This is a genomic window from Noviherbaspirillum sp. Root189 (genome assembly GCF_001428545.1).
Classification (GTDB): domain Bacteria; phylum Pseudomonadota; class Gammaproteobacteria; order Burkholderiales; family Burkholderiaceae_D; genus Noviherbaspirillum.
On sequence record NZ_LMHZ01000032.1, the window covers coordinates 25,005 to 37,993 of the forward strand.

Consider the following 12,989-nt stretch of genomic DNA (forward strand, 5'->3'; position numbering starts at 1 on the left):
CTAGTTTTCCTTATCGTTGTTGTGGACCGTAACCAGTGCGGTCAGGATGTCGCCGAATTCCTCGGTGCTATAGCGGCCGTTCGGCCTGAACCAGGTCATCGCGCCGCGTACTGCGCCGTGCAGGATCAACACGGCGGCCTCCGCTTCGCAGCGCAGCAATCCGGCGGTATGACAAGCTTGGGCGGCCTGCCGCCAACTGCGGTTGTAGCGCTTCTGCATGCGGGTCAGCTCCGGTTTGGCCGACTCCGGTACATCCCGCCATTCAAAGAACAGCACGGCGTGGTAATCCTTGCGTGCGCCGCCCACGATCGCGTCCAGCTCCAGCCGGACCAGCTCGCGCAGCTGCTGCACCGGTGCCGGTACGTCTTCCAGGATTTTTTCGGCGCGCACACAGATGGTGAACGCGGCTTCCCGCATGATCTCCAGAAGTATCTCTTCCTTGGACTGGAAATGGTGGAACAGGCTGCCGGACAAGATGCCGACCTCACCGGCGATGTCGCGCACCGTCGTTCCCTTGAACCCCCGCTGGCGGAACATGGACGCCGCGGAATTGAGTATGCGTTCGCGCGGCACGGCCGGGTCGACCGCCCGGCGCTGGGTACGGGCATTGCGCCGGGCCTTGCGGGCCTCGTCGGTGTCAACTTTCAGGTCCATTAGTGTGCCGTTGAAACGAAGCTGCCGTCGTTGATGACGGCAAGGCTGCGGGAGCCCGCGATGATGTCGCGCGGCGTCAGGCCCCAGTAGCGGCGCACGGTATGGCTGAAGTGCGACGAATCGGGGAAGCCGGTTTCCAGTGCGATATCGGTCAGATTCAGATTGGTGTTCACATAGGACATGAAATTGCGGGCTCGCTTCCAGGCACGGAAGCGCCTGAATGTGGTGCCGACCTCGTCCTTGAACAGGTGCAGGAAGCGTGAAAACGACAAATCTACCTGTTCCGCGTATTCCTCCGCGCCAACGCTATCGGAAGGGTTGCGCTTGATGCGGTTGACCACCGTGGCCATGCGCCACTCCAGGCGGCGCGGCGGCAAAATTTCACCGAGCAGGAAATCGTCCAGCCGGGACCGCACTGTGTTGACGTGAACCGTACCGTCGGTGAGCGACAGGAAGCCATCACGCAGACGCGGCAACAGCGCCGCCGAACCGCCGGCGCTTTCCGGGGACAGCCAGTCCGGCAACCGTGTCATGTCTATGCTCTCCGGCTCGATCATGTAGACACCGATCCTGCGATCGACGGTCGCGATCTGGTGCGGGGTATCCGGGGGCACCACGCACATCTCCATGCTCTGCCAGCCGCCGTTACCAATCATGACGTGCAGCGGCGCACCCAGCGATGCATAGATGGTCAGCGCGCCAAACTCTCTGGTGAGCGGACGCCCGAGCAGACCCGCGTAGCAGATCCGGTCCGGAGTGATGAGCATCAGCTTGCCGCTGCCGGCAGCCGCAATGCCATCGCTTGGTTGGGAAGATTTCTCGCCGCAAAATACCGATTCAATCGCCATCGCCAGTCTCCTTGTCTTGGACCACGACGCTAGTGCGCCGGGCACACGCTTTTTTTCGCCAGGCGTCTGCTGCCCGGCTCTTTTTCAGCATGCCATGACACGGCTTACAAAGCAACCGCTTGGTTTTGGATAAGGATTGAGAAATATCAAAGACATAGCTTTTGGGAACGATATCGCCCCAAATGCAGGAGAACTCGAGAGGCAGGAGGAGAAAGGTCCGGATGTAGGGCGTAGAACCACATGGATCGTTCCTCCGTACCAAACAAGTGCTTGGTTTCGTTGTGCTGTCCGGTTCTCATCGTCGCCGGGCTGGAGATAGCATGTTTTCACAAGTCCGTTTCTGACGGCCATGTTAGATTGCCCTGAAATAAGTGACGCCGGAATGATGTAATCGGGAAGTCCACCGCAACCGTCCAATCCAATTTAGGAGATCTGATGGAGACTACAACGCGAGCCGGCGAGCTGGTCCGACGCGCCGCCAACCCGTGCCTTCCCGAATTCCTTGAGCAGCAGGTCGCGCGCCACCCGGACCGTGTCGCGCTAAAGGATGACAGCCGTACCTGCACTTACGCCGAGCTCGACCAGCGCACCAATCGCCTGGTCAATGCACTCGCCCAGCGCGGTGTCCGTCACGGTGACCGTATCGCCATCCTCGCGGAGAACCGCCTGGAGTACATCGAACTTGAAATCGCCGCCGCCAAGATGGGTGCCATCCTCGCCTGCCAGAACTGGCGGCAGGCCGACAGTGAACTGGAACATTGCCTGCGGCTCGTGTCTCCGCGCCTCGTGATCGCCTCAGCGCGGCACGCACCAGCCCTTGAGAGGATCGCACACGGTATCGACACGGTGATCCGGTTCGAAGATGCGTATGAGGCCATGCTGGCACAGGCATCTCCGGACGCCCGTGCGCCGGATCGACCGCTGGACCCGGAAGACGGCATGATCATCCTCTATACGAGCGGCACGACGGGCTTGCCCAAAGGCGCCCTCATCAGCCAGCGGGCCATGATTGCGCGCATGACCGTTGCCCGGATCGACGGACTGCTACAGCCGGCGGATACCTTCATTGCCTGGGCTCCGTTATTCCACATGGTATCGACCGACCAGGCGCTGGCGACGCTGATGACCGGCGGTACCGTCATTGTGATGGACGGCCTGAATGTGCCGGCGCTCGTGTCCTGCCTCGCGCAGGAAAAAATCGGCCATCTCACCCTGATCCCCGGCATGATCGACCTCGTGATCGAAGAGCTACAACGCAGCGGCATCGCGGCGCGGGGCGTACGCACGCTGGGTTGCATGGCTGACCTCGTTCCACGTGAACAGATCGCCCGTATCACCACGCTGCTGCAGGCACCCTTCCTGAATTCGTTCGGCGCCACCGAAACCGGAGCGCCTCCCGCCAGCCGTGCAATGATTCCGGTCGGCGTCACGCCGACCGCGTTGCCAAAGGAGCAGAGTTCGCACTGCATCGTCCGCCTGGTCGATGCTGACGGCAAGGAAGTGCCGGACGGGATGCCCGGCGAGATGGCGGTGCGCGGCCCCACCCTGTTCAGCGGCTACTGGGGCTCGCCGAAGGAAACCGCGGAGGATTTCCGGGACGGCTGGTTTCACATGGGCGACGTCTTCGTGCGCAATCCGGACGGCAAGCTCGATTACGTCGATCGCCGGAAGTACCTGATCAAGTCCGGCGGCGAAAATATCTATCCGGCGGAGATCGAACGCGTCCTGCTGTCCCAGCCCGGCATCGCCGATGCCGTGGTCGTACGCAGGTCCGATCCGAAGTGGGGCGAAGTGCCGGTCGCCTTCGTGGTCAAGTCCGACCCTTCGCTGCAGGCTGCCCAAGTCATCGAGGCTTGCCGCGGCAAGATCGCGGGGTACAAGCTTCCGAAAGACATTCTGTTCGTGCGCGACGATGAGCTGCCGCGCAGCACCACCGGAAAGATCAAGCGCCACGAACTCGAACAAGCCCTGGCTGAGCGGCGCGTCAGCCAGGCCAACTCCCCCGTTTCTTCCATCGAAGGATAAACCTATGCCCACCTTTGCCCGCAGCCTCCGCGTTGTGCTCTCCGCAGCTGCCCTGTCCGGTGCGTCGATCGCCGTCGCCGACACCGTCAAGATTGCCTACATCGACCCGCTTTCCGGCAGCTTTGCCACGACCGGGCAGAACGTGCTCAAGAGCTGGCAGATGGTGGCGGAGATCGCCAACCGGGAAAAATGGGCCGGCGCGCATACCTTCGAGGTGGTCGGGTTTGACAACAAGGCGAGTCCGCAGGAAACGCTGGTCATGCTCAAGACTGCGATCGACCAGGGTTATCGCTATGTGGCACAGGGTTTCGGTTCGGGCGCCGGGCTGGCGCTGATCGATGCGATCAATAAACACAACGAGCGCAACCCTGGCAAGGAAGTGGTGTATCTGAACACCTCGGCGGGCGATCCGGACATGACGAACAGCAAATGCAGCTTCTGGCATTTCCGTCTCGATGCCCACTCCGACATGCGCATGGAAGCGCTGAGCTCCTTCATTGCGGAGGACAAGAGCATCAAGAAGGTCTATGTCATCAATCCCAACTACGCCTTCGGGCAGCAGGTAAGCCGCGCGGCCAAAGAGACGATCAAGCGCAAACGGCCGGATATCGAGATTGTCGGCGACGACCTGCATCCTTTCGGACAGGTAAAAGACTTCACCCCTTATATCAGCAAGATTGCCGCTTCGGGCGCAGATGCGGTCATCACCGGCAACGCCGGCTCCGACCTTGCCCTGCTCATCAAGGCATCCAAGGAAGGCAACCTGAACTCAATGTTCTTCACCTATTTCGCCAGCAGCCCCGGCACCCCCTCTGCCCTCGGCTCCGCCGGCGCAGGAAGAGTCAAGTCCCTGCCCTACTGGCACCCGAACAACGAGACTTTTGCCGGCAAGGAGATCGTCGAAGGTTTCAAGAAGAAATACAACGACGACTTCTTCTCATCGGCCACCTATGCCGGCATCGCGCTGCTCGCAAAGGGCATCAAGGCGACCAGCTCGACCGACCCCGTGAAACTCGCCTTTGCCCTGGAAGACATGAAGGTGCAGAGCCTGAATGGCGAGGTCGAAATGCGCAAGCAGGACCACCAGCTCTTGCAGCCCCTTTACATGGTGACCTGGACCAAGGTAAATGGCCAGGACGTTAAGTACGATCACGAGAATACCGGCTACGGCTGGAAGACGGACGCCAAGTTGGAGCCGCGCGTCTCGGCGCTGCCGACCTCGTGTCAGATGAAGCGTCCCAAGCTCTGACGACAGGGGAGGCAGCGGAAAGCCCAGCCAGTTGACACAAGACATCCGTCGCCAGCCACGCTAGTTTTCTGTAGTGGACGCAAAACACCCACTCAATACAACACGCCGTCAGGCGAAGGAGACAACTATGAAAAAACCCTTTCGATACCTCGTTCCCGCCAAGGTCGCGGCCCTTGCCCTCGTCGCAACATCCGCAATGGCGGATACCGTGAAGATCGCCGTCATCGACCCGCTTTCCGGCCCCTTCGCCGCGCTCGGTGAAAACCAGCTGAAAAGCTGGCAATTCATGGGAGAGGTCGCCAACAAAGAAAAGTGGGCAGGCGAACATACGCTGGAATTCGTCGCCTTCGACAACAAGGCCAGCCCGCAGGAAAGTCTGAACCAGCTTAAGCGCGCAATTGACGGTGGATTCCGCTATATCGCGCAGGCCAACGGCTCGGGCGCGGGGCTGGCACTGATCGATGCCATCAACAAGTACAACGAGCGCAATCCCGGCAAGGAAGTCATCTATATCAATCATGGCGCGGTGGACCCCGAGCTTACCAACGGAAAATGCAGCTTCTGGCACTTCAGCTTCGATTCGAACTCGGATATGAAGATGCAGGCCCTGGTCGAGCATATGTCGCAGAACAAGAGCATCAAGAAGGTCTACATCATCGGCCAGGACTACGCGTTCGGCCGGTCGGTGAGCCGGACCGCGAAGGAGTACCTGAAAGGAAAACGGCCGGATGTGGAGATTGTCGGCGATGACCTTCATCCGATCGGGCAGGTAAAGGACTTCGCCCCCTATGTCAGCAAGATCAAGGCGTCGGGCGCGGATACCGTCATTACCGGCAACTGGGGAGCCGACCTTTCCCTGCTGATCAAGGCGTCCAAGGACGCCGGCGTTGACGCCAATTTCTATACGTATTACGCGGTTCTCAAGGGCGCGCCCACCGCAATGGGTAGCGCGGGCGCAGGCAAAGTCAAGTATGTCGGCGTATGGAACGTCAACAATGAATCCGGTGCAGGAAAGGACATCGTCGAGGCATTCAAGGCAAAGTTCAACGATGACTACACCTGGATGCAGACCCACTCGGCAGTGACCATGCTGAGCAAGGCAATACGGGAAGCAAAAACGACCGACCCGGTGAAAGTGGCGCTGAAGATGGAAGGCATGACCGTCAAGAGCCTGAACGGCGATGTCACCATGCGCGCCGCCGACCATCAGTTGCAACAACCGCTGTACATCGCGGTATGGTCGAAGGCGGGCGACAAGGACGTCAGGTTCGATCAGGAGGGAACCGGGTTCGGATGGAAGACGGAAAAGAAAGTTCCGGCCGAGGTTGCTACACAGCCGACGGCCTGCAAGATGAAGCGCCCAGCGTCGTAAGCGCTTAACGCATTATCTTCAGCCTTCATTCCGGGAGGGTGCTTCGGCATGAACACCCTCCCCGCTTCCCTGCCTTGACGAGCCTGTATGACCGACAATCTGCCACGCCCGTGGCTTTCGCTGTATCCGCCCGCAGACCTGCAACATCCCTTTATCGCCCGCTACACCGACGGACTTTCGTTGTTCCGGCATGCATTGCAAGCTGGCGGTGACCGCGCTGCGATTCACTATTTCGATCGCACACTGAGTTACACGGAACTCGATCGCCTTTCCGACGCTTTTGCCGGCTTCCTGCTCGGCCAGGGTATTGTAGAAGGTGACCGGGTCGGGCTTTATCTGCAAAACGTGCCGCAATTCCTGATCGGCCTGCTGGCGACATGGAAGATCGGCGCCATTGGCGTCAGCATTAATCCGATGAATCGCGCCCGGGAGCTGAAGCTGCTACTGGAAGATAGTGGTGCCCGCGTCCTGTTGACGCACCGCGACCTATACCAGGAGGTGGCAAGCGGGGTATTGCAGGACTTCCCTGACATGTGTGTGGTGACGACTTCCGCACGCGACTTCCAGAACCGGAACGACCCACGCGTATTGGGCGATTTGGAACCGGAACGCTGCGACGGCACCCACGATTTGCTGGAAATTCTTGGTTCCAAGATTGCGCCGCCGCAGCTGCGCACGCAAGTGGATGGAGAGAAGCCGGCCATCATTGTCTACACGTCGGGCACCACCGGTGTGCCAAAGGGTGCGGTCGTCTCTCACCGCAACTTCTCCTTCGACGCGGACCTCTGGCCGGCCTGGATGGATCTGAGAGACGGTGGCCCTATCCTTGGGATCGCACCGCTATTCCACATCACCGGCCTGGTCGGCCACATTGGCGCAGCTTTCGCAACCGCCGCTCCGTTGATACTGTCAAAGCGCTTTCATCCGGCCGTGGTAGCGGAAAGCGCGGCAGAGTATCAGGCGGAATTTGCGGTGGGCGCCATTACCGCCTTCATTGCCATCATGAATTCGCCTGATGTCCGGACGGAACACTTGCGAAGCGTGAAGAAAGTTTACACCGGCGGCGCTCCGGTCCCGGCGACCGTCGTCGAGCAGTTCGACCGGAAATTCGGCATCGCCATTCGCAGCACCTACGGACTCACCGAAAGCACTTCCCTTGCAGTGGCGGTACCCCGCGATCGGATGACGCCAGTGGACAAGAACGGTGCCTGTGCCATTGGCGTGCCCGTATTCGGCACGGATGTGTACATAGCCGACGAAGCGGGCAGGCTCTTGCCGCCAAACGAAGTCGGCGAGATTTTTTTGCGCGGACCACAGGTTGTTGCCGGATACTGGCAACGCGAGGACGCGACCAAGGAAGCGTTCTTTCAGGACTATCTGCGTACCGGAGATGTAGGCTACATGGACAGCGAAGGATGGCTTTTTATCGTGGACCGCAAGAAGGATATGATCAATGCCTCCGGTTATAAAGTCTGGCCGAAGGAAGTGGAAGATGTGATTTACACCCACGAGGCAGTCCGCGAAGCGGCGGTGGTGGGCGTCAAGGACGACTATCGCGGTGAGACCGTGAAGGCGGTGGTCTCGCTGAAACCGGGCATGTCACTTGACCCGGCCGAGCTGGTTTCCTTCTGCAAGGAAAGGATGGCGGCTTACAAGTATCCACGGAAGGTAGTCATCGTGGACGAACTGCCAAAGACGGCTACCGGAAAGATCCTTCGGCGTGAGCTTCGGTAGCCTTGGTTACTAAGTAAGGGCCGACTAAGGGCCGACAAAGGAAGGCGTACCGCAGTCCTCCCGTGTCGAGCACACCAGCGGCATCAAATAAAAAGCAAGATCATAGCAACGGAAATTTCACGCGCCCGCTATCAATAAGGATGAACTCGCCAGTCGTCTTGCGCGCGCCGTCGCATAACCAGAAACAGATATCGGCGACGTCCTCAGGTTGTATGGTGGCATGCAGGGGCGCCGACTTCATATACAACTGGCGCGTCGCCTCGTAACGCTCCGCGCCAAGGCCATTCTGTAACCAGGGCGTCTCCACCATACCGGGACCGACGGCGTTGATGCGGATTTCCGGCGCAAGTGCACGTGCCAAGCCAAACGTCATCGAATTGAGCGCGCCCTTCGACGCCATATAGGCAACGCTGGAACCAATCCCCGAGACCGCAGCCGTCGAGGATACATTGACAATGCCAGCGCCTGGATTGCGTTTCATCAGCGGGGCCAGGGCCCGGATCATTTGGTACGCGCCAATGACATTGACCGAATAGATATCATGGAAATCCTGGGCATCCAGTCCCTCCAGGTTATTGGCCGCGACGAACTTGGTGGTGCCGGCGTTGTTGACCAGCGCATCGCATCTCCCCCACTTTGCTTCCACTGCCTGCGCAAGCGCCCGGCAGTCGTCATCTACCGCAACGTTTGCCTGTTGCAGCAGTACCTCAGCGCCAAGTGCAATGCATTCATCAGCCACCACCTGCGCTGGCTCCGGGTTGCGCGAGAAATTGATGACGACGTTGTAGCCGTTTCTGGCAAACAGTTTGGCGGTGGCCGCACCAATACCTGACGAAGAACCCGTGACGATCGCTACTTTCTTGCTCATGTTTGTCTCCATTGGTTTTTAACTGCTTAACTTAAGCTACTGTGCCGACGCACCCATTGTGGTGGAAAAGGACAAATGTACAGGTCCTTGCAAATCGGCATCGGGGAAGATTTTTTGCAAGCTTCTCGCGCCTTGGTTCATTGAGCGGCATCGACTTCGGGAGGAAATGTTTGGATATTATCGCAAGACAGGATCTGGGGTGTTGTCAAGCCCGTAAAACCAGTTTTGACATGCTTGCAAAACCAATATTTAATTGCATCCTTTATAACTTCACCAAAGCGACAATTTAATGGTGGCATTCTCCGAACTATGGCGCAATCACCCTAAGGTCAAAGGTGATGCACCGGTGCTTGACCCAACTGCCTATCCGAATCAATGTGCCATAAACCTATATGCCGCGCTCGTACGGTCGGGATTTAATGTCAAGACTTTTACCGGTGTGTTCTCATGGCAGAAAGAAAAACCAAAGTATGCAATCTGTGCACAAGAGCTTGCCAACTGGCTGGCACGGCCAAGCATTCTTAATTCAAAAATGCAGAAGCTTACAGGCAAGGATGCATTCGACAGCATGACTTCAAAAGCCGGCATTGTATTCTTCCAGCATTACTGGGGACCCGACGAACAGGGAGGCCATGTCGACTTGTGGAACGGTTCCCGTCTCACCGACTGGACCTCGTGGATTCGCATTCACGCAAACATGAATATTCCAGGCGTTTGGTCAGACTATAAGAAAGCCAAATCAGTTTGGTTCTGGCCCATCTTATGATCGCGCGTGTCGTCAGCGTACTGCTTGGAACGGTCCTTGGGGCGCTATGCTCTTACTGCGCGTTTTGGATAGTTGGATGGGCTTTTGGTCCGCTATACGCCAGCGAAGAAGATATGTCGAGAAACGTAAAAATTTTTTTGGCGTGCGCAGCGATTTTTATGGTCTGCGGTGGATGGCTGGGAAACTGGATGTTCAAATTATTCAAGCGTCGCTTAGAGCAATAGGCTGAACACGCGATAATCGGAAAAGACCCTGTTCAGTGCTTTGTCACGCATCGCAAGAACTGAAACAGCAAATCGGAAGCCGAGCAATCGTGCGGCAAAGCTGATGGCGTGCTTTCGGGAGCGCTTGTTAGCTTAAAAGGCTACCTGGTTTTATGAAAGACAAAGCCCATCGGGATTGGATGGGCTTTGTCTTTGAATCCAATGGTGCTGATGAGAGGAGTCGAACCTCCGACCTACTGATTACGAATAAGTCGTTTTATTCCTTCAAGAATCGAAAATCTCCAACACAATCGCTACCTTCCCTCTATTCATGAGGGTTTTGACATTGTTTTTCCTTGTAAGCATTGTATTCAAACCCCATTTTTTGTCTACTTGTAGTCTACTTGTTCTTGATTTCACTGGCGCATTAGCTACAATAGATGCTCAACCAAAATAACCAAGTAGACAGCCATGCACTTAACGAACCGAGTTATTGAATCTCAGACCAATAACACCGGCAAGGATCTATTCCTCAGAGATGATGAGCTTAGAGGCTTTGGGCTTCGCATTACCCCCAACAACGTCAAATCCTTCTTTGTTGAGACGCGTATCCGGCACGAAGGAAGCAACAGCGCAAAACGAGTAGTTCTCGGAAGATATCCAGAACTGACATTGAGATCGGCACGTGAACAAGCTGCAGACTGGCTAACTCGCATGCGCCAAGGCATTGATCCAGTGCGTGAAGCCAAGGTTAAAAATCGGAAAGCAAAGCAGGAAAGTGAAGCGAACGTTACGTTTGAAAAGCTTTTTGAGAGCTTTATGACGAGTCGAAGCAAGAAGCATAAGCCCACGACAGCAAAGGACTACCGCAGTACCTATGCGAATCACTTCAAGTTTTGGGCCAATACTCCAATAACGGAGATTACGCGCAAGGAAGTACAGGATCTGTTTCACCAAATTACTAAGTCGAGCGGAAACGCACAAGCTAACAAGTCGATGCGAATCTTGAATGTGGTCTTTAATTACGCTCGCGGGACGATCCATATTGACGGCAGACCTCTTGTAGATAATCCTGTCAGTGTCATCAAAGACGCCGGTTTACGTCATCACGAAGTAAAGCGAGAAACATACATCCATCCCGATCAGATCGAGGCGTTTGTAAAGGCTGTCATCAAACTCGGAGAACATCCTGTTCGCGATTATCTCTTCCTTTTACTGCTAACCGGAATGCGCAGCAGAGAAGCCCTTAGCCTTGAATGGAAGGACGTGGATTTATTGAATCGTGTTTTTACGGTAACAACAGAGAAGGCAAAGAATCGACAATCCCATACGATTCCAATGTCTTCTTTGGTGTTTCGTCTTTTTGTTTACCGCTACCGGAAGAACAAGAATGAAAGCAAATACGTATTCCCAAGCACCACCGGCGAGGGTCACTACAAGGAACCCCGCCCTCAAATTGCAAAGGTCATTAAGAGCTCAGGGTTCGAGTTCACGCCGCACGATTTGCGACGCACATACGCCAGTATTCTCAATGAGGTTGTAGGCAGTGAAGAAATAATCAAGCGCCTACTGAATCACAAGAGCAAGAATATAACTCAGCGATACATTCAGACACGAGCGGAGCAGTTTAGGCCTTATGTCGAGGCCGTGGAATCGTATATTGTGATGGGATACGACTGGCAAAATCTTGGGCAAATTAAAGGCTTTAGCGAGCAGTATGCGAATGCAGAGGCACTGGAAAAATTGCTGTATTGGTCTGAGGAAGAAATCGTCGCGTACGATTGTGGATCAATGCCAAGCATCGACATCAAGGACCTTCTTGACATAGCGATTCAGAGCGATCCTTCAGAGGAAAAATTGACAACAAAAAACAAAAGAACGGCCAAGTCTATTAACGCTCCAGAAAGTCAAGTCATATATACCAAAATCTCTTGGCCTCCATCGAAGTAAAATTATTGGCTTACAGTGAAGCATGGTTGGTCGCGCCCATTCACTGCAACTCCACACGACATCTTCATAGATTGCGGAAAGCGTTATGAGCTTGACAAACATTGCAGAGCACAAGGAAACAGATAAAGAGACTTACTACAAAAATGTCTTTTTCTCAGAATGGTTTGAACCTGACCTAAATTCAGAAGATGGTCGCGTTGACTCAGTCGTTCATGAGGTGAATAACACCTATCGAATTGCGACCGTACCTAATCAGCTTCGCGCCCTAAGGCTGGTACTCTTGAACTTGCTGCATGTTGCAAAGCAGTCTTCTGAGATGTGGCTCGCATATTCAAGGGACAGAAATGAATACACGCATATTGCTCGTTATCGTACTGTACGCATAGGTTATCGACCGATGATTGAAGCAGTGGTGGATAGACTTATCGGAGCGAACTTAGTAGATGATTTGCCCGGCTATCATCATCGTGGGGGAGATGGAAACTCACGTGTCTCTAGGATGCGAACGAGCGACAGTTTGCGCTCAGTCTTTGCCAAGCACAATGCGTACAACGTAAAATTTGAAAAACAGCAGCCAAAGGAAATAATCCTCAAAAAAGACGCAGAGAAACGATTTGTTGATTATGCAGACACAGCCGAAACGAATCGTTGGCGAGATGAATTGGCAACATACAACGACTTCATTTCAGCTACTGACCTTCGCATTGCAAATACTCCTGTACCCGTACAATTTCGTGGCCTTGTCAGAATTTTCAACAATAACAGCTTCTCTCAAGGAGGAAGGTTCTATCGTGGCTGGTGGCAAAACATGGAATCAGAGTATCGACCGTTCATTTCTATTAACGGCAAACAAACGGTCGAAATCGATTTCAGTGGCCTGCACATTCGAATGCTATATGCAAAGCTTGGAATAGATTACCAAGACGACCCTTACATCATTGACGGTGTTGCAAAGAACAGCCCTCAGCGGAAAATGCTCAAGACAGCATTGTTAACGATGCTTAACGCGAACTCCGAGCGATCGGCATTGCTATCGATTCAAAACGAAATTAGTGAACAATCAGACATTCAACCCAAGCCAAGCTATCAGGAACTTAAAAGCTTGATATCTCGATTTTGTGTACACCATAAGCCATTAAAGGATGCAGAGTAAGCGCCTAGCCAAGTCACCTTGAATCACACCGAATGGATCAGGAAGATGGCGTCCACCAAACTTACTTAGGTGGACGCTATGGAACATAAGACAGTATCGCCTTTGCCGATCGCGCTGCGCGGCAGCACATCGGTGATCTGGACCGCCGCCAGCCGCTGCGTCTTGCC

At 55.2% G+C, this 12,989-nt stretch carries 10 protein-coding genes; 7 read left to right on the plus strand and 3 right to left on the minus strand.

Annotated elements, in window-relative coordinates; translation table 11 throughout:
• A complete protein-coding gene (locus ASE07_RS18330; protein WP_057292274.1) occupies positions 1-654 on the minus strand; it encodes a TetR/AcrR family transcriptional regulator in 654 nt (217 codons plus the stop codon).
• Positions 654-1,502 (minus strand): helix-turn-helix domain-containing protein, encoded by an 849-nt coding sequence (locus ASE07_RS18335; protein WP_057292275.1) that lies wholly within the window; start codon positions 1,500-1,502, stop codon positions 654-656. Before ASE07_RS18335 ends, ASE07_RS18330 begins: the two co-directional genes overlap by 1 nt.
• 435 nt (positions 1,503-1,937) lie before the next feature.
• On the opposite strand from ASE07_RS18335, the gene ASE07_RS18340 reads away from it, so the two are divergent.
• From ASE07_RS18340 to ASE07_RS18355, 4 genes are all read left to right on the plus strand, one after another.
• A complete protein-coding gene (locus ASE07_RS18340) occupies positions 1,938-3,527 on the plus strand; it encodes a class I adenylate-forming enzyme family protein (protein ID WP_057292276.1) in 1,590 nt (529 codons plus the stop codon).
• A gap of 4 nt (positions 3,528-3,531) precedes the next feature.
• Positions 3,532-4,776, plus strand: coding sequence for a branched-chain amino acid ABC transporter substrate-binding protein (locus ASE07_RS18345; protein ID WP_057292277.1), 1,245 nt, complete (start codon positions 3,532-3,534; stop codon positions 4,774-4,776).
• 127 nt (positions 4,777-4,903) lie between these two features.
• On the plus strand, positions 4,904-6,148 hold the full coding sequence (locus ASE07_RS18350; RefSeq protein ID WP_057292278.1) for a branched-chain amino acid ABC transporter substrate-binding protein: 1,245 nt from the start codon (positions 4,904-4,906) through the stop codon (positions 6,146-6,148).
• A gap of 87 nt (positions 6,149-6,235) precedes the next feature.
• Positions 6,236-7,882 carry a class I adenylate-forming enzyme family protein gene (locus ASE07_RS18355; RefSeq protein ID WP_057292279.1) on the plus strand — a complete coding sequence of 549 codons (1,647 nt, stop codon included), beginning with the start codon at positions 6,236-6,238 and terminating at the stop codon, positions 7,880-7,882.
• Positions 7,883-7,982: 100 nt separating this feature from the next.
• Here ASE07_RS18355 and ASE07_RS18360 read toward each other — a convergent pair whose 3' ends face one another.
• Positions 7,983-8,750, minus strand: a complete 768-nt coding sequence (locus ASE07_RS18360; RefSeq protein WP_057292280.1) for an SDR family NAD(P)-dependent oxidoreductase — start codon at positions 8,748-8,750, stop codon at positions 7,983-7,985.
• Between the two features lie 289 nt (positions 8,751-9,039).
• On the opposite strand from ASE07_RS18360, the gene ASE07_RS18365 reads away from it, so the two are divergent.
• The 3 genes from ASE07_RS18365 (at position 9,040) to ASE07_RS18385 (ending at position 12,822) form a co-directional block, all read left to right on the plus strand.
• Positions 9,040-9,516: a T6SS effector amidase Tae4 family protein gene (locus tag ASE07_RS18365; protein ID WP_057292281.1), complete on the plus strand. Its 477-nt coding sequence runs from the start codon at positions 9,040-9,042 to the stop codon at positions 9,514-9,516.
• Positions 9,517-10,190: 674 nt separating this feature from the next.
• Complete coding sequence (locus tag ASE07_RS18380) at positions 10,191-11,669, plus strand: tyrosine-type recombinase/integrase (RefSeq protein ID WP_057292283.1); 1,479 nt, start codon at positions 10,191-10,193, stop codon at positions 11,667-11,669.
• Between the two features lie 85 nt (positions 11,670-11,754).
• On the plus strand, positions 11,755-12,822 hold the full coding sequence (locus ASE07_RS18385) for a hypothetical protein (protein WP_057292284.1): 1,068 nt from the start codon (positions 11,755-11,757) through the stop codon (positions 12,820-12,822).
• Positions 12,823-12,989 lie beyond the last annotated feature (167 nt).